Origin of the sequence: Clostridium cylindrosporum DSM 605 (genome assembly GCF_001047375.1) — a bacterium.
In the GTDB taxonomy this organism is placed as follows: domain Bacteria; phylum Bacillota; class Clostridia; order Clostridiales; family Caloramatoraceae; genus Clostridium_AB; species Clostridium_AB cylindrosporum.
The window spans coordinates 1-17445 of sequence record NZ_LFVU01000005.1 but is presented as its reverse complement, the minus strand read 5'-3'; the positions used below and the strand labels follow the sequence as shown (position 1 = coordinate 17445).

The 17445-nt window shown below is 32.1% G+C and carries 16 protein-coding genes, 4 tRNA genes and 1 other annotated feature; of the genes, 13 read left to right on the top strand and 7 right to left on the bottom strand.

Annotated elements, in window-relative coordinates; all coding sequences use genetic code 11:
• Nucleotides 1–46 precede the first annotated feature (46 nt).
• Nucleotides 47–270: a binding site (T-box leader), on the top strand.
• Between the two features lie 53 nt (nt 271–323).
• Nucleotides 324–2975, top strand: coding sequence for a valine--tRNA ligase (locus CLCY_RS03220; protein WP_048569705.1), 2652 nt, complete (start codon nt 324–326; stop codon nt 2973–2975).
• 4 nt (nt 2976–2979) lie between these two features.
• Nucleotides 2980–4275 (top strand): bifunctional folylpolyglutamate synthase/dihydrofolate synthase, encoded by a 1296-nt coding sequence (locus CLCY_RS03215; RefSeq protein WP_048569704.1) that lies wholly within the window; start codon nt 2980–2982, stop codon nt 4273–4275.
• A gap of 264 nt (nt 4276–4539) precedes the next feature.
• Here the strand turns inward: CLCY_RS03215 and CLCY_RS03210 are convergent, their stop codons facing one another.
• Nucleotides 4540–5064 carry a DUF4364 family protein gene (locus CLCY_RS03210; protein WP_048569703.1) on the bottom strand — a complete coding sequence of 175 codons (525 nt, stop codon included), beginning with the start codon at nt 5062–5064 and terminating at the stop codon, nt 4540–4542.
• Between the two features lie 318 nt (nt 5065–5382).
• Between CLCY_RS03210 and CLCY_RS03205 the strand changes: the two genes are divergently transcribed.
• The 3 genes from CLCY_RS03205 (at nt 5383) to CLCY_RS03195 (ending at nt 7750) form a co-directional block, all read left to right on the top strand.
• Nucleotides 5383–6153: a polysaccharide deacetylase family protein gene (locus tag CLCY_RS03205; RefSeq protein ID WP_048569702.1), complete on the top strand. Its 771-nt coding sequence runs from the start codon at nt 5383–5385 to the stop codon at nt 6151–6153.
• A gap of 155 nt (nt 6154–6308) precedes the next feature.
• Nucleotides 6309–6890: a hypothetical protein gene (locus CLCY_RS03200; protein WP_048569701.1), complete on the top strand. Its 582-nt coding sequence runs from the start codon at nt 6309–6311 to the stop codon at nt 6888–6890.
• 89 nt (nt 6891–6979) lie between these two features.
• Complete coding sequence (locus CLCY_RS03195) at nt 6980–7750, top strand: single-stranded DNA-binding protein (RefSeq protein WP_082141685.1); 771 nt, start codon at nt 6980–6982, stop codon at nt 7748–7750.
• Between the two features lie 49 nt (nt 7751–7799).
• Here the strand turns inward: CLCY_RS03195 and dapD are convergent, their stop codons facing one another.
• From dapD to CLCY_RS03170, 5 genes are all read right to left on the bottom strand, one after another.
• The gene (dapD, locus tag CLCY_RS03190) at nt 7800–8522 is read right to left on the bottom strand and encodes a 2,3,4,5-tetrahydropyridine-2,6-dicarboxylate N-acetyltransferase (RefSeq protein WP_048569700.1); all 723 of its coding nucleotides are present in this window, start codon (nt 8520–8522) and stop codon (nt 7800–7802) included.
• Nucleotides 8523–8594: 72 nt separating this feature from the next.
• Nucleotides 8595–9755, bottom strand: coding sequence for an aminotransferase A (locus CLCY_RS03185; RefSeq protein ID WP_048569699.1), 1161 nt, complete (start codon nt 9753–9755; stop codon nt 8595–8597).
• A 75-nt stretch (nt 9756–9830) separates the two neighbouring features.
• The gene (dapB, locus tag CLCY_RS03180) at nt 9831–10583 is read right to left on the bottom strand and encodes a 4-hydroxy-tetrahydrodipicolinate reductase (RefSeq protein WP_048569698.1); all 753 of its coding nucleotides are present in this window, start codon (nt 10581–10583) and stop codon (nt 9831–9833) included.
• A gap of 10 nt (nt 10584–10593) precedes the next feature.
• The gene (dapA, locus tag CLCY_RS03175; protein ID WP_048569697.1) at nt 10594–11472 is read right to left on the bottom strand and encodes a 4-hydroxy-tetrahydrodipicolinate synthase; all 879 of its coding nucleotides are present in this window, start codon (nt 11470–11472) and stop codon (nt 10594–10596) included.
• A gap of 207 nt (nt 11473–11679) precedes the next feature.
• Complete coding sequence (locus CLCY_RS03170; protein WP_048569696.1) at nt 11680–12666, bottom strand: aspartate-semialdehyde dehydrogenase; 987 nt, start codon at nt 12664–12666, stop codon at nt 11680–11682.
• A 275-nt stretch (nt 12667–12941) separates the two neighbouring features.
• Between CLCY_RS03170 and CLCY_RS03165 the strand changes: the two genes are divergently transcribed.
• On the top strand, nt 12942–13172 hold the full coding sequence (locus tag CLCY_RS03165; RefSeq protein ID WP_048569695.1) for an alpha/beta-type small acid-soluble spore protein: 231 nt from the start codon (nt 12942–12944) through the stop codon (nt 13170–13172).
• A 139-nt stretch (nt 13173–13311) separates the two neighbouring features.
• Nucleotides 13312–13797: a QueT transporter family protein gene (locus CLCY_RS03160; protein WP_048569694.1), complete on the top strand. Its 486-nt coding sequence runs from the start codon at nt 13312–13314 to the stop codon at nt 13795–13797.
• Between the two features lie 70 nt (nt 13798–13867).
• On the opposite strand, the gene CLCY_RS03155 is transcribed toward CLCY_RS03160, so the two are convergent.
• Nucleotides 13868–14818, bottom strand: coding sequence for a type I phosphomannose isomerase catalytic subunit (locus CLCY_RS03155; RefSeq protein WP_048569693.1), 951 nt, complete (start codon nt 14816–14818; stop codon nt 13868–13870).
• Between the two features lie 154 nt (nt 14819–14972).
• On the opposite strand from CLCY_RS03155, the gene CLCY_RS03150 reads away from it, so the two are divergent.
• From CLCY_RS03150 to CLCY_RS03125, 6 genes are all read left to right on the top strand, one after another.
• Complete coding sequence (locus CLCY_RS03150; protein ID WP_048569692.1) at nt 14973–15713, top strand: class I SAM-dependent DNA methyltransferase; 741 nt, start codon at nt 14973–14975, stop codon at nt 15711–15713.
• Nucleotides 15714–15722: 9 nt separating this feature from the next.
• Nucleotides 15723–16607, top strand: a complete 885-nt coding sequence (gene hslO, locus CLCY_RS03145) for an Hsp33 family molecular chaperone HslO (RefSeq protein WP_048569691.1) — start codon at nt 15723–15725, stop codon at nt 16605–16607.
• 190 nt (nt 16608–16797) lie between these two features.
• Nucleotides 16798–16873 (top strand) — tRNA-Val (locus CLCY_RS03140).
• A 4-nt stretch (nt 16874–16877) separates the two neighbouring features.
• Nucleotides 16878–16954, top strand: a tRNA-Asp gene (locus CLCY_RS03135).
• Nucleotides 16955–16969: 15 nt separating this feature from the next.
• Nucleotides 16970–17045: transfer RNA gene (locus tag CLCY_RS03130), tRNA-Phe, on the top strand.
• 15 nt (nt 17046–17060) lie between these two features.
• Nucleotides 17061–17135 (top strand) — tRNA-Cys (locus CLCY_RS03125).
• Nucleotides 17136–17445: the final 310 nt, after the last annotated feature.

The window sequence follows — 17445 nt, the reverse complement described above, 5'->3', positions numbered from 1 at the left end:
ATAATAGATTATGACTATGAAATATTGATTATTATTGAATTTTATATGTATAGCTATGATGAAGAGGAGTAAAAGGTTAACGCTTTAAGAGAGAGGTGTCCCTAGGCTGAGAGATACTTTAAGATAGTTTGCCTTTGAAGGTAGCTTCAGAGCTTTTCGCTTGAATTTTAGTAGAGTGAAACGGTTTTTCCGTTATAAATATTAAAGTGCTAATTAGCAGTTTACTTGCTAATTAGAATTAAGGTGGTAACGCGGCTTTTCGTCCTTATATAGGGTGAAGGGCCTTTTTTATTTTGAAATATTAAACACTTAGGAGGATTAACATGGAAGATAATTTAAAGATAGCTAAAAATTATAATCCAAAGGAATTTGAAGACAGATTATATGAAACTTGGATTAATAAAAAGTATTTTACTCCAGAGGTTGATGAAAGTAAGAAGCCTTATACTATAATGATGCCACCTCCAAATATAACAGGACATCTACACATGGGGCATGCATTAGACAATACTCTTCAAGATATTCTAATTAGATGGAAGAGAATGAGCGGATATGAGGCGCTATGGCTTCCAGGAACAGACCATGCAAGTATAGCAACTGAAGTTAAAGTTGAAAATGAACTTATATCTCAAGGGTATGATAAGAAAGAAATGGGTAGAGAAGCATTCCTTGAAAAGGTTTGGGAATGGTCAGATAAATATAGAGCTAGAATTAAGGGTCAGTTAACGAAGCTTGGAGTATCAGCTGACTGGACTCGTGAAAGCTTTACAATGGATGAAAACCTTAATAAGGCAGTTAGAGAAGTATTCGTAAGACTATATAATAAGGGTCTTATATATCAAGGAAATAGAATAATTAACTGGTGTCCAAAATGTATGACTGCTATTTCAGATGCTGAAATAGAGTATAGTGAAAAAGCAGGACATTTCTGGCATATAAAATATCCTGTAAAGGATAGTAATGAGGAATTCATTATAGCAACTACAAGACCAGAAACAATGCTAGGAGACGTTGCAGTTGCAGTAAATCCAGAAGATGATAGATATAAACACCTTATAGGAAAGACTTTAATTCTTCCACTTGTTAATAAGGAAATTCCAATTATAGCAGATGATTATGTTGATAAGGAATTTGGTACAGGATGTGTTAAAATAACTCCTGCACATGATCCTAATGACTTTGCAGTAGGGGAGAGACATAACCTTCCTAAGATTGTTGTTATGAATGAAGATGGAACTATGAATTCCCTTGCTGGTAAATATGAGGGAATGGATAGATACGATGCAAGACGTGAAATTGTTAAAGACCTTGAGGAAATGGGATTCTTAGTTAAGATAGAAGACCATACTCATAATGTTGGAACACATGATAGATGCTCTACTGTAGTTGAGCCACTTTTATCAAAGCAATGGTTCGTAAAAATGCAGCCATTAGCAGATCCTGCAATTGATGCTGTAAGAAGTGGAAAGGTTAACTTTGTTCCAGATAGATTCTCAAAGATATACTTTAACTGGATGGAAAATATTCAAGACTGGTGTATATCAAGACAGCTTTGGTGGGGACATAGAATTCCAGTTTGGTACTGTAAAGATTGCAATGAGCTAACTGTACAAAATGAAACTCCAGATAAGTGCTCAAAATGTGGAAGCCAAAACATTGAACAGGATAATGACGTTTTAGATACATGGTTCTCATCAGCGCTATGGCCTTTCTCAACGTTAGGTTGGCCAGATAAAACAGAAGACTTAAAATACTTCTATCCAACAAACACACTAGTTACTGGATATGATATCATATTCTTCTGGGTAGCTAGAATGGTATTCTCAGGAATAGAACAACTAGGAGAAATCCCATTTGAACATGTGTTAGTTCATGGACTTGTTCGTGACTCTGAGGGTAGAAAAATGAGTAAGTCTCTAGGTAACGGTATTGACCCACTTGAAATAATAGATGAGTATGGTGCAGATGCCTTAAGATTTACGCTTGCTACAGGTAACTCACCTGGAAATGATATGAGATTCTACATGGAAAGAGTAGAAGCTTCAAGAAATTTTGCAAATAAGATATGGAATGCTTCAAGATTCGTTCTTATGAATATTGATGAATCTATTGTAGAAGAATATAAAGACAATGCAAAGGACTTTAGAAATTCAGCTGATAAGTGGATATTAAGTAAGTTTAATACTGTCGTTCGTGAAGTAGAAGAAAACCTTGAAAAGTTTGAAATAGGAATAGCTGCAGGAAAGGTAAATGACTTTATATGGTCAGAGCTTTGTGACTGGTATATAGAACTTGTTAAGCCAAGACTATATGGAGAAGAAAGAAGCACAAAGGCCGCTGTATATGATACTATAATGCATGTATTAAAGGGTAGCTTAAAGCTTCTACATCCATTTATGCCATTTATAACTGAAGAAATATATACGAACATAACAAATGAAGAAACAATAACAACATCTCAGTGGCCAGTTTACTCAGATGATTTAACATTTACAGATGATGTTAAGGCTATGGAATATGTAATTAGTGCAATTAAGGTACTTAGAAATGTTAGAGCAGAAATGAATGTTCCAAACTCAAGAAAAGCAAGTATAATGGTAATTCCATCAAGTGATGAAGCAAAAAATGCATTTGAAGAAGGAAAAGCTTACTTCGAAAAACTAGCTTCTGCATCAGAGGTTGTATTTATAGCTAAATCAGAAGTTCCAAATGATGCAGTATCAGCTATTATAGAAGGTGGAGAACTTTATATGCCACTTGATGATTTAGTAGATAAGGAAAAAGAAATAGAAAGACTTACTAAGGAAAAAGAAAAACTTGAAAAGGAAGTTGAAAGAGTTAATAAGAAGCTTTCAAATCAAGGTTTCGTAAGTAAGGCACCAGAAGCAGTTATTGCTGAGGAAAAAGATAAACAAAAGAAATATCAAGAAATGCTAGATAAAGTTTTAGAAAGACTTAACAGCTACAGGGGGTAATTAAATGAATTACAACGAAGCACTTAAATATGTTGAAAGCATAGGAAAGTTTGGTATAAACCTTGGAATGAAAAGAATAGAAAGATTTTGTGAGATTCTTGGAAGTCCAGAGAAGAAGCTAAAGGTTATTCATGTAGGTGGAACAAATGGTAAAGGTTCTACAACTACATTTATATCTAAGATTCTTGAAAATGCAGGATATAGAGTTGGTGTATACACATCTCCTTATATTGAAAGATTTACAGAAAGAATTAGAGTTAATAAGGAAGAAATACCAGAGAGCGAAGTTGCAAGGCTTGTAACTGAAATTGTACCTCACGTAGAAACTCTTGTTAAGGAAGGCTTAGACCATCCAACAGAATTCGAAGTTATAACAGCGGTTGCATTTAAATATTTTGAGGAACAAAATGTTGATTTTGTAGTACTTGAAGTAGGCCTTGGTGGAAGATTCGATGCTACAAATGTTGTAGACCCAGTTCTTGAAGTATTAACTACGATAAGTCTTGACCATGTTAATGTACTTGGAGATGATATAGCTAAAATAGCATATGAAAAAGCAGGTATTATTAAAAAGGATAAGCCACTTGTGCTTTATCCACAGGAAGCATCTGCTGAAAAGGTAATTTTAGATATTGCATCAGAAATGAATGCTAAAATCTACAAGGTAGAGGATGTAGCACATGAAATAGTTGCTGAAAATGTTGATGGCACAGAATATAATCTAAGTGGTTCTATTGATTATAAGGGAATAAAAATAGCAATGCTTGGTCATCACCAAGTTATGAACACTAAAACAGCAATTCTAGCTATAGAGGCTCTTCGTGACCTTGGATATGAAATATCAAAGGAATCTATATATGAAGGTCTAGGAGAGGCAAGATGGCCAGCTAGATTTGAAGTGCTTACAAAGGATCCTATAATTGTTCTTGATGGAGGACATAATGTTCAAGGTATTGAAGCATTGGTAGATTCTATTAATAAGTATTTCCCTGGTAAAAAGATTAAGATAACCTGTGGAATGCTTTCAGATAAGGATTACAATAAGATGATAGCTGATTTATTAAGTATAGGAGATAACTTTATAACAGTTACACCAAACAATGATAGAGCACTAACATCAGAGGAGTTATGTGACATAATTAAAGGTAAGGGCAAGGATGCAAAGGCGGCAAAGGATATTAATGAAGCTGTTGATATGGCACTTGCTACAAGAAGTGAAGAAGAGATGCTTGTATTCTGCGGATCCTTATATATGATAGGTGAGGTTAGAACTTATCTTAAAGAAAAGCTTGGACTATAATATAAAAAGAAGTTTTACTAAAAAAACCTACAGAAAATTTTCTGTAGGTTTTTATGTATATAATTTTATATATTACCGATTGAACACTTTCCCCAAACCTTAAATATAATATATAAAAGGAGTGGTAATATGAGATACAGTGTATTTAGAATATTTATTATGAATCTTAGAAGAAGTCTTCTAAGATTTAATATTTCCATAAACATGCAAATGAAATATATTATGAGGAAGTTAAGGTTGAAATAATTACTATTGTTTTAGTAATTATTTTTCTTTAAGTAGAGATAGTATATCCTCATATAAATCAGGGCCCTTTTCCCTCCAAGTATCGCAAATTTTTGTCGCATCATCCTCATCATCTACTGATATATTTAATGACATTACATCGGAATCCTTACCTTTTATTTTTAAAATAACAAGAGTATCTGATTCTCGCTTCTCAAATGATGCTGATACATCTTGAACATTTTTCTTGTTATAATCTGAGGATTCAATATACTTATCTATTAGGCTAATCTTATCTATAGGGATTCGATTTATAAAAAATTCTAAAGTATTTCTACCAGGTTCAGTTAATGTAAGCTTATGAGTTTTATCTTCCTTAGAGTCACTAATGAAGCCATTATCTATTAACTCAGATAAATATTGTTGAAGGGAAAAATAATTTATTAAATTATTCTCAAGTACAACATGAGTTATGTGAGTATTAGATGTTGGTTCCTGTAATTTACTAAGTATATATAAAAGCAAAAGCTTATTTTCAGCTAATTCAGAAGTATCTTTAAACATAATAGCCTCCTAAAAAATATTTACTCTTTCAAAATATACTATGTGTAGTATCTAGCTTGAAAGGACCTCATTATAAAGCTAAAGATATCTATAAAGAAGTTAAAATAGATAATATTAACTTTATATAGATTATAACAATAATGTATAAAACCTATCAAGTGATTTTAATGCTTTAAAGCAAAACATATAGTAGTATAGGTTAATTTTGTAGTATTTATACACATATACATACGAGTAATTATATAAAAATCCTTTTTTAGTAATTAAATAAATTTTTTATTAATAGATTAATATTATAAGTAATTTAGGAGGTTTGTATTGAGAAAAAAGAAGTATTTGTACAAATGGGGTATAAACATCCTATTAATATTATGTATAGTAGGAGTATCTGTTTACTATTCAACTGGGAAGGGATTTAAGGTTTTCAATAATGTTTTGAAAAATAAAAAAACAATACCTATACATAGTGTAGAAAAAGAAGAGAAGGTAGTAGCTATAACAGTGAATACTGGATTTGGGAAACAGTTTACAGATGAAATATTAGAATTACTTAAGGGGGAAAAGGTAGAAGCTAGTTTTTTTGCAATGGGTAGCTGGATAGATAGATATCCTGATAGTTTAAAGAAAATACACAAATCTGGTCATGAAGTAGGAAATAATTCACTAACATATCCACATTTCACAAAGATAACAAAGGAACAAATAAAAAGTGAAATAGAAGATGGAGATAAGAAAATAGAAAGTATTACAGGAAGTAGTAGTAAGCTATTTAGACCTCCATTTGGTGATTATAATGAAGATGTTATAAAAACTATTACTGACCTTGGATATTACTCTGTACTTTGGGATGTTGATTCCCTTGACTGGGGTAGCAAAAGTGAGAAGGAAATTACAGACATAATACTAAAGCAAGTTGCAAATGGATCTATATTACTTTTTCACAATAATTCTCAAAAAACAGCAGGAGCTATGGAAATAGCTATAAAAGAATTAAAAACAAGGGGATATAAGTTTTTAAAAGTTTCAGATTTAATATATAAGGATAATTATTATATTGATCATACTGGAAGACAAAGGGAAGTGAAATAGTATATAAAAGGGTACCTTAATAAAAAATTTAAGGTGCTTTTTTGTATGGATAATTAAAATATTAAATTGAATTTAAATTAGTATATTGTAAAATAGAATAAATTTAGTAATAAAAGGGAATAAGTATTAATAAAAACTTTTATGAGGTGTTATAAATGATTACTATAGGAGTATTTGGTAGTAAGGAAAAGAGAAGTTTAATAAAATTATTATTTAATTATCTAATAGAAAGAGGAAAAAGAGTAGTAGTCATAGAACAAGTAGATAGTACCAGTTTTAACAGATATAAGGAGAATGTGGACTTTTTAATTTTTGATATAAATAGTGCTGATATTAAGGGAAGTATATATGAAAAAATAAGGTTTGATATTGTTCTAGAAGGGTTACTAGATAGTAATGATAGTTCCATAAGTGTACTTCAAAGTAGCGTTCTTAGTATTAGAGACAATGGATACTTTATTTTTAACTCAGATTATACTGATAAGATCAATTTTAAATGTAATAATTTATATCCTATTACATATGGTTTAAATGGTAAGTGTTCAGTTACAGCATCTAGTGTTAATGATATAGAAAGATTAGAATTTAGTTACTGTCTTCAAAGGGCTATATTAACAATCGATAAAGATGTTATTGAGCCATTTGAAAGTCCGATAAAAGTTAAGGGGGAAATTGTTGACTTAAATGGCTATCTTGCTGTTTTAACTTGCTTATTGGTTCTTGGATATAAATTTTAAAAAAATATACATAATTTACACTAAACTTTAATATTAATATCTTAAGATTATTTTTTAAGTTTAAGAACACGAAGGAGAGGGATGGGAAAATGACAGACAATCTTTTAGTTACTAATAAAGTTTATATTGAGGGGAAGGTTATTTCCGAAGTTGAGTTTAGCCACCAAATGTATGGTGAAGGATTTTACATACTTAAAATTGAAGTGCCAAGACTTAGTGAGGCAGTAGACATTCTTCCTGTTACAGTATCAGAAAGACTTATTTCTATAATGGATATTAAGGTAGGGAGCTCAGTTGGTATAGTTGGACAACTTCGTTCATATAACAAAATCGTAGATGGTAACAACCGTCTTATACTAACTATTTTTGCAAGGGATATTAATCCAATTTCAGAAATATCAAAAACTCCAAACCAAATTTTTATTGATGGTTTCATTTGTAAGTCACCAGTTTATAGAACAACTCCTTTTGGAAGAGAAATAACTGATATACTAGTAGCAGCAAATAGACCATACAATAAGTCAGATTATATACCAGTTATAGCATGGGGTAGAAATGCAAGATTCTCAAGTACTCTAGAAATAGGCTCTCATATTAGAATATGGGGTAGAATACAAAGTAGAGAGTATGAAAAGAAGGTATCTGAGGATGTAACATTAAGTAGAGTAGCATACGAGGTTTCCATTACTAAAATGGAAAGTGTATCAGATGAAGAAGAAGCTGATAACAATGAAAGTAATGTGTATGAGCTTAATGCATCATCAACATCTTACTGTGAAGAATGCAGATTTGGTGATGGGTCAGAGGAGTACGATCCAAATGTAGCCCTTGAAGAGGTGTCTGCAGAAGTAACTAAATAGTTATAATATAAAAGGCTGTTGATCTATATCAACAGCCTTTATTAAGTAATTATTTTCTAAGATCATCAAGAAGTTGAGTCTTATTCTTTGTTTTATCATCAACTGATTTAATAACCTTTGCAGGTGTTCCAGCAACAACAACTCCTGCTTCAACGTCAGTTGTTACAACTGATCCAGCGGCAACTACAGCACCGTCACCGATTTTAACTCCTTCAAGTACAACTGCATTAGCACCTATTAGTACGTTATCACCAATCATAACTGGGTCCTTTGAAGGTGGTTCAAGTACTCCAGCAACAACAGCACCTGCTCCAACATGTGAGTTTTTACCAACCTTAGCTCTAGCACCAAGTACAGCGTTCATATCAATCATAGTACCTTCACCGATTTCAGCACCAATGTTAATAACCGCACCCATCATTATAACAGCAGTATCAGCTATATGAACACCTTCTCTTAAAATTGAACCTGGTTCAATTCTAGCGTTAACATTTCTAGTATCCATTAGTGGAATAGCAGAATTTCTTCTGTCCCATTCTATTCTAAACTTATTTATTTTATCTTTATTTTCAGTTAAGAAATCATTAACCTTATCACTTTCTCCGAATATTACATAGAAGCTACCTTCTCCGTATATTTCTATTTCATTATTTGAAACTCCCTTAAGGTCTCCGTCAACATATGCCTTAACAGGTGTTGCCTTTTTACTTTCTTTTATAAATCTCGCTATTTCGTATGGATTAGTTAGATCGTAATCTCTTCTTATGTCCATAGTATATCCTCCTTATAATTATAAAATTTTGTAATTTTTTATTAATATAGCATTACAATATATATTTGTCAATTAATCTGTTATAGACTTTATGTATCTCTCTATTCTGTCTAATGCTTCCTTTAAAGTATCAGGTGAATAAGCATATGAAAGTCTAATATATCCTTCTATAGCCCCGGAGAAAGCAGTACTTGGTACAACTGCTACCTTTTCTTTTTCAAGTAGGTCTAGAGCAAAGTCGAAGGAGATATCTGAGAACTTTTTAATAGATGGGAATATATAGAAGGCCCCACTTGGCATTTCAACATCAAACCCCATAGACACTAATCTATTATAGACATAATCACGTCTTTTAATGTATTCTTCCTTCATATATATTGCATCATCAATTCCCTTTGTTAATGCCTCTATAGCAGCATATTGACTGATTGTTGATGCACAAGTAGCATTGTATTGATGAACCTTAATAAGGTGTTTACATATATATTCAGGAGCAAAAATGAATCCAATTCTAAAACCTGTCATTGAGTGAGACTTGGAAAGACCATTAATAACTATAGTTTTTTCTCTCATATAATCTATAGTTGCTATAGATATATGCTTTCCATCAAAGGAAAGTTCACTATATATCTCATCTGATAACACAAATATATCATTATCACGTAATACTTCAGCTATATCTTTGATTTCCTCAGCTGACATAGTACACCCTGTAGGATTGGAAGGATATGGAAGTATTATGCATCTTGTTTTTTCTGTAATCGCTTTCTTTAAATCATCTGCAGTTAATTTGAAGCCTGTTTTAGTAGTATCTATATAAATAGGAACTGCGCCCATAAGCTTAACTACAGGTTCATATCCAGGATAAGCAGGTGATGGAATTATAACTTCACATCCTTCTTCTAATATCCCTCTAAGCGCAGTATCTATCGCTTCACTTGCTCCGTTAGTTGTTATAACTTCAGTGTTTGGATCATAGTTTAGTGAATACTTTGTCTTAACAAAGCTGCAAGCAGCCTCTCTAAGTTCCATAAGACCTGCATTATGTGTATATGTTGTTTTTCCATTGTCAAGGGCAAGTTTTGCAGCTTCCTTTACATGAAGTGGTGTATCAAAGTCAGGTTGACCAATAGTTAGGGAAATTGCATCAGAATACTTAAGAACTAAATTATAAAATTTTCTGATACCGGATATTTCAATATCCTGAACTCTTTTATTTATAAAATTATCCATAATAGCCTCCAATTTTAAGAAAGCCCCACTTAAAAAAGAGGGGCAAGATAACTAATTTTTAAAATATGAATATGATTATTTAATAACATCACTCATGGAATAGTATCCATTTGTTTTTGTAACTAGGAACTTAGCAGCTTTTATAGCACCATCTGCAAAAACATCACGTGTTAGGGCAGTATGCTTAACTTCCACAATTTCATTGTTGCTAGCAAATAGAGCAGTGTGTTCACCATAGATTCCACCAGCTCTTACAGCATGAATACCTATTTCAGTTTGAGTTCTTTTTTCTGTTTTTGTTTCTCTTCCATGAACATATTTTATATCGTCATCAAGTTCTTCCTTCATAGCATCTGCTATCATTAAAGCAGTACCACTTGGAGAATCTAATTTTTGATTATGGTGTTTTTCTATAACTTCTATATCAAAGTTAGGATATAAAACATTTGCAGCCTTCTTTACAAGAGATAGTAAAAGGTTTATACCAACTGACATGTTACCAGAGTGAAGTATAGGGAAGTCACAAGATGCTTCCTTCATAGCTTCCTTTTCTTCATCTGTAAAGCCAGTAGTACATATTACAAGTGGAGTTTTAGTAGATTTTCCGAATTCTAATAATCCACTTAAGCAACTATGGTTTGAAAAGTCAATAACAACATCAACATTTTCCTTTACATCCTTTAAAGAAGTGTAAACAGGGTAGTTATTAGATGCCTTTTCAGGATTTCTATCTACACCGCAAACAGTTTCCATATCATTTGATTCATCTATAATACGAGTTAGTACTTGGCCAACTCTTCCGTTACATCCAAATAAAAGAATTTTCATCGTTTCACCTCTATGCATTTAGTCCGTAGTCTTTAATAGCCTTTAGTAGAATTTCCTTGCCACTATCTGACATGTCTACTAATGGAAGTCTTAAAGAGCCTACATTTTTACCTAGTATATTAAGAGCCGCTTTAACAGGTATAGGATTACACTCTATGAATAATGAATTTATTAGAGGTAGCATCTCAAGTTGAAGTGCAAGAGCTGCCTTAGTGTCACCTGAAAGATATTTTGCACATATATCATGTGTTTCAGTTGGGAGTATATTTGCAACAACGGAAATAACACCCTTACCACCAAGTGACATTATAGGAACTATTTGATCATCATTTCCTGAGTATATATCTAGGTTAGGACAAACACGAGCAATTTCTGCTATTTGGCTAATATCCCCACTAGCTTCCTTTATAGCAAGTATATTAGGTAATTTAGCTATTTCTACTAAAGTGCTAGGTTGAATGTTAAGGCCTGTTCTAGATGGAACATTATATACTATTATAGGAATATTAACATTCGTAGCTACAGCTTCGAAGTGCTTTATACATCCTGCTTGAGTAGTTTTATTGTAGTATGGCGTAATTACAAGTAAACCGTCAACACCAATACTTTCCGCCCATTTACTCATTTCTACTGAAGTAGCTGTATTATTACTTCCTGTTCCTGCAATAACAGGGATTCTTCCCTTAACTACATCTACTGTGAATTTAATAGTTTCTTTTCTTTCGGTTTCTGACATTGTTGATGCTTCTCCAGTTGTTCCACAAACAACAATAGCGTCTGTACCTTTCTCTATATGCCAATTTAAAAGTTCTTCTAATTTTTTAAAGTCCACTCCAGTTTCGTTAAATGGTGTAACGATTGCAACTCCTGAACCAGTAAAAATACTCATGAACATTCATCCTTTCATTTCAAACTTATTTTCATTATATGCATATAGAGAGATTTTTGCAATTTAACATAAGAATGAATCGCTTCAATAAATAGAAAAAAATTTTAGAAGGATTCACTATCCAATTAATATGGATATAAAAATAAAATAAAAAAGCTAAAATATGGCACGCACTTTGCGTGCCATAAATATTATTAATAATTTTAATTATTTAACAAGTAGTTCAGCTATTTGAACAGCATTTGTTGCAGCACCTTTTCTTATGTTGTCAGCAACAACCCACATGTTAATTCCGTTATCTACTGATTCGTCTCTTCTGATTCTTCCAACGAAAACTTCATCACGACCAGCTAGTAGAGCAGGCATTGGGTATTCATTTTTTGATGGATCATCCATAACAACGATTCCATCTGATGAAGCTAGAAGATCACGAACTTCATTAACATCAAATTCGTTTTCAAGTTCGATATTAATAGATTCGCTGTGTCCATAGTATACAGGAACTCTAACTGTTGTAGCAGTTACCTTAATATCATCTCTATGAAGAATCTTCTTAGTTTCTTCAATCATCTTAGTTTCTTCCTTTGTATAGCCATTTTCCATAAATACATCAATATGTGGAATTAGGTTATATGCTATTTGATGTTGGAACTTCTTAGGAGCAGCCCCATTAAGTGAACCTTCTTCAAGATCTGCATATCCTGCAACTCCAGCACCAGCTACTGCTTGGTAAGTTGAGTATATAACTCTTTTAATTTTGTACTTATTATCAAGTGGCTTAAGTGCAACCATAGCTTGAATAGTTGAACAGTTAGGGTTTGCTATAATACCCTTATTCCATTTAATATCTTCAGCATTAACTTCTGGAACAACAAGTGGAACTTCCTTGTCCATTCTCCATGCACTACTATTATCTACTACAGTACATCCCTTTGATGCTGCAATAGGTGCAAACTTCTTACTAACATCTCCACCAGCTGAGAATAGTGCAATGTCTATACCTCTATCAAATGAAGTTTCAGTAAGTTCTTCAACAGTATATTCCTTACCATTGAATTCAACCTTTTCACCAGCTGATTTTGCTGATGAGAATAAATATAATTCGTCAATTGGGAAATTTCTTTCCTTTAATACAGTTAGAAAAGTTCTTCCAACCATACCAGTTGCCCCTACAAGTGCTAATTTAACTCCCATAATTGTACCTCCTTGAAGCGTTATATCTTATACCTTTATGAAGGCTATTATAACACAATATTGCAAATTATACTATTTGTAATGAAAAATGTTTTGTGAAATCTTTATTAATATTGCTTTTGATAAAAAGATAACATAAATAATTTCTTAATAAGAATTATTGTTAATTTGAATGATTACAATTAATAACTTGCATATTAGTTATGTAAAAAAAATAGAATAGGAAATTTTTATAGGGGTAAAATAAACTTAAATATTCTTAAGGAGGCTTTTATATGGCTACACCATTTAAGAAAAAGGTTAAAGCAAAAATCATGTCTAATAAAGAATTAACAGAAGAAATGAAGGAAAGAGAGAAAATAAAATATGAAATTGCTGAAGAACTGGGGCTTTTAGATAAAGTGAAAGAGGTTGGTTGGGATGGACTAACTTCAAGTGAAGCAGGAAAAATAGGTGGAATTATGACTAAGCGTAATAAATTAGAAGGTAGAAAGTGGAATAAGTAATATTTCAAAAATACTGAATATGACATAATCTGTGTTAATTTATGATATAATCCATCTGTATGTTTTCTATAAAAATATTAACAAGGTGAGCTGTGCCTGGTGAACCAGCTCAATAAACAATAAAACAGGAGGAGAATAAATGAAAATATCAAAATTAACTACAAAGCAGATAACAAAGGTAGGGATAGTTGCAGCACTTTATGTAGTACTAACTATAGCAGTTGCTCCTATTGGATATGGAGCTATTCAATTTAGAATTTCGGAAGTTTTAAACCTCTTAGCTTTTATAAATCCATTATATGGAGTATCTCTAGTAATAGGCTGTGCTATAGCTAATCTATTTAGTCCACTAGGAATATATGATGTAGTATTTGGAACACTATCTACAGCACTAAGTGTAATATTTATTGCTAGGTCTAAAAATCTATTTAGAGCTTCACTTTGGCCAAGTTTATTTATACCACTTATAGTTGGTCTTGAACTCTACCTTCTTCAAAAGCTACCTTTTATTGCAACTGTAATACCAATTATGATAAGTGAATTCATAATAATGACGATAATTGCCTATCCCTTATTTAAATTAATAAGTAAAAAAGAAAAGTTTATAAACATGTTAAAGGGATAAGCATTAAATATAGTAGCTAATCCATTAATGACAACCCCCACTGAGGATTTATCTTTAGTGGGGGTTAATACTACTTTACATATATTTTTATAACTTCCAAATTCCCTCTAATTTCATACTCACCTAATGATGCAGGAATAAGTATGCTATTTCCTCTTGATATGCTTTGGCTTTGGTTTTTATATATTATTCTTCCATTTCCATCAACACATGTGTATATATGAAAACTTCTAAGGTCTGGACTTGAGATAAGTGAATTTTTAATTTTTAGATAATCAACAGTAAAGTCTTTAATATCTAGGAGATTATAAAAGTCTTCATCTATATACTCGGAAGATCTAATTATTTTTCCCCTAGATGAAATGTCTATAACATTTAAAGCATCATCAATATGAAGTTCTCGTCTCTTTCCATTTTCATTTCTATCCCAGTCATATAATCTATATGTTATATCGCTGCTTTGTTGAACTTCTAGAACTATTGTATCTTCAAGCAGTGCATGCACAGTCCCAGATGGGATAAATATAGCATCACCAACACTTATATTTTCTATGTTGAGTAGTGATTCTATATTGTTTTTTTCTATAGAATTTTTAATATCTGCCTTTGTAACATTATCTTTTAATCCTAAAACTATTTTGCTATTTTCATTTGCATAAACAACGTACCAAAGTTCGTTTTTTCCTAGAGAATAAGATTTTTTCATAGCATAAAAGTCATTTGGATGAACCTGAACAGAAAGTCTACTACTTGCATCAAGGAATTTTATAATTAAAGGGAAAAAATCAGAGTTGATGTTTTTTCCAAGAATTTCAACTGGATATATATCTACAAGGGTTTTAAGATAAATATCTTTAAATATCCCATTTTTAATTTTACATAAAAAATCCTTGTGGCAAGACACTTCAAAGCTTTCTCCAATTTTACTACCTGAGTAGTCTTTATTTAGTTTTTGTCTTAAATTATCTCCACCCCAAACACATTCCTTAAAAAATGGTGTTAAAAAAAGAGGATAAAACATAACTTTCCCCCTAAACTGCTCTTTTATTTAAAGTATTCATATAGGTATGAATTGGTTACAATTGGATGCAAGTGTAACCAATTTAGATCTAAGTTGATTTTTCATGATAAATAGATAATAATATTTTAAGTAAAATCTTTTAGGGGATGATTAGATGAATGAGCAGTATACATACATTTCACAGGTCTATGATAAGATGATTGAAATGGATTATGATAAATGGAAGCAATTTATAGAAGGATATTTTAAAAGTAATGATGAAGTTATTAAAGGGAAAAAATGCTTAGAGCTTGGCTGTGGCACAGGGAACATGACTCTTTGTCTTAAGGAAATAGGCTTAGAAGTTACAGCACTTGATATCTCAGAGGAGATGCTTAATGTTGCAGAGGAAAAGTTAAGACTTAAAAACTATAAAGTTAATTTTGTTAATGGAGATATGGTAGATATCTCACTTAACAAAAAATTTAACTATATATTTTCATTTTGTGATGGATATAATTATTTAACCGAAGATGAAGATATAAGTAATAGTTTTTTATCTGTATATGAACATTTATCAGATGATGGGTACTTTGTTTTTGATATAAGTAGCAATTATAAGCTTCTAAATGAGATAGGAAACAAAAGTTTTACACTAAATGAAGATGATTTGTGTTACATATGGGATAATTATGTGGAGGATAATATTGTGGAGATGTATATTACCTTCTTTATGAGGGAAGGTAATATCTATAAAAGGTTTGATGAGGTTCATTATCAAAGAGCCTATGATACAAATTATATAAAGAAGCTTCTTTATGAAGCGGGATTTAAGTCAGTTAACACTTATAATGATTACGAAAATAAACCTTCAGATGAAAAGAGTTTAAGGGTTGTTTTTGTAGCTAAAAAATAGGAGGTTTTTATGGGATATATAGTAAGAGCAACTGCAAATGAAGGAAATGTAAGAATATTTTGTGCGATTACAACAGATATAGTTGAAAAAGCAAGACAAGTACATAATTTAAGTCCACTAGCGAGTGCAGCACTTGGGAGACTTTTAAGTGCAGGAAGCATACTTGGATTAATGTCAAAGGGAGAAAAAGACAAAATAACTATCTCGATGAATGGTGGAGGTGAAGCAGGGAATATTCTTGTTGCGACGAACTCTACAGGGAATGTAAAGGGATACATATCAAATCCAGCTGTTACTCTTCCTCCAAATGAGGCTGGAAAACTAGATGTAGGAGGCGCTGTAGGTAAAAATGGAGTTTTGAATATTATTAGGGACTTAGGATTAAGAGAACCATATGTTGGGCAAGTTCCTATATATACAGGTGAAATAGGAGATGATCTTGCTTATTATTTTACTGTTTCTGAGCAAGTTCCATCAGCGGTTTCCTTAGGAGTTTTAGTAAATCCTGAAGATGCATCTATTAAGTCAGCGGGAGCATTAATTATTCAAATGATGCCAGATGCCCCTGAAATGCTTGCGGATGTTATTACATTTAGACTAGAGGAAATACCACCGCTTTCAACTCTTATATCTGAGGGGAAAACTGCAGAGGATATTATTAATCTTCTTTTTGATGATATGGACCTTAAGATTTATGAAACCATTGAGGTTAATTATGAATGCGATTGTTCAAGGGAGAGAGTAGAAAAAACCCTACTATCAATTGGAGAAGCTGAACTAAATAAGATTAAAGAAGAAGAAGAGAGTATTAATGTAGAATGTCATTTCTGTGAAAAAGAATATAAATTTACATCAGATGATATAGATGAACTTATAAAAGAAGCTAAGTTATAAATTATGTTAAAGTGCATAGTAATAAATTAGAAGTCTATTTATTACTATGCATTTTTTAATGAAAAATTAGTTTGGAAACTTTTTATTGAAAAGTGTTGACAAGCATAAATGTTTAATGTATTATAATATATGTCGGCAGGGCGAAGTTACCTGCTAACAACAAAATACATATGAAGATAAAAGTAATTATGGAAGCATAGCTCAGCTGGGAGAGCACCTGCCTTACAAGCAGGGGGTCACAGGTTCGATCCCTGTTGTTTCCACCAAAATGGCCCAGTAGCTCAGTTGGTTAGAGTGCTGGCCTGTCACGCCAGAGGTCGAGGGTTCGAGCCCCTTCTGGGTCGCCATTTTGATTACTATTTGCCTCGATAGCTCAGTCGGTAGAGCAGGGGACTGAAAATCCCCGTGTCGCTGGTTCGATTCCGGCTCGAGGCACCATCTTTATTAACATATGGCGACATAGCCAAGTGGTAAGGCAGAGGTCTGCAAAACCTTTACTCCCCAGTTCAAATCTGGGTGTCGCCTCCAAAGTAAGTAGTCTATTGAATAAATAGGCTACTTTTGTTTTTGTAGTTAAAAATATAAGTTTTATAATAACTTTGAAGCATTACTACAAAAATAACTATTTTAAATTATTAATTATAAAGTTTATAAAAATGAATACTTATAGTTAATATAAAATTTATTTTATTAAGGTTAATTGTGGTTTGAAAAAAAATTAATTTTTTTTTATTTATTTTGTTGACAAACTTATATTAGGATGATAATATAGATAATGTAGTCTGGAAGCATAGCTCAGCTGGGAGAGCACCTGCCTTACAAGCAGGGGGTCACAGGT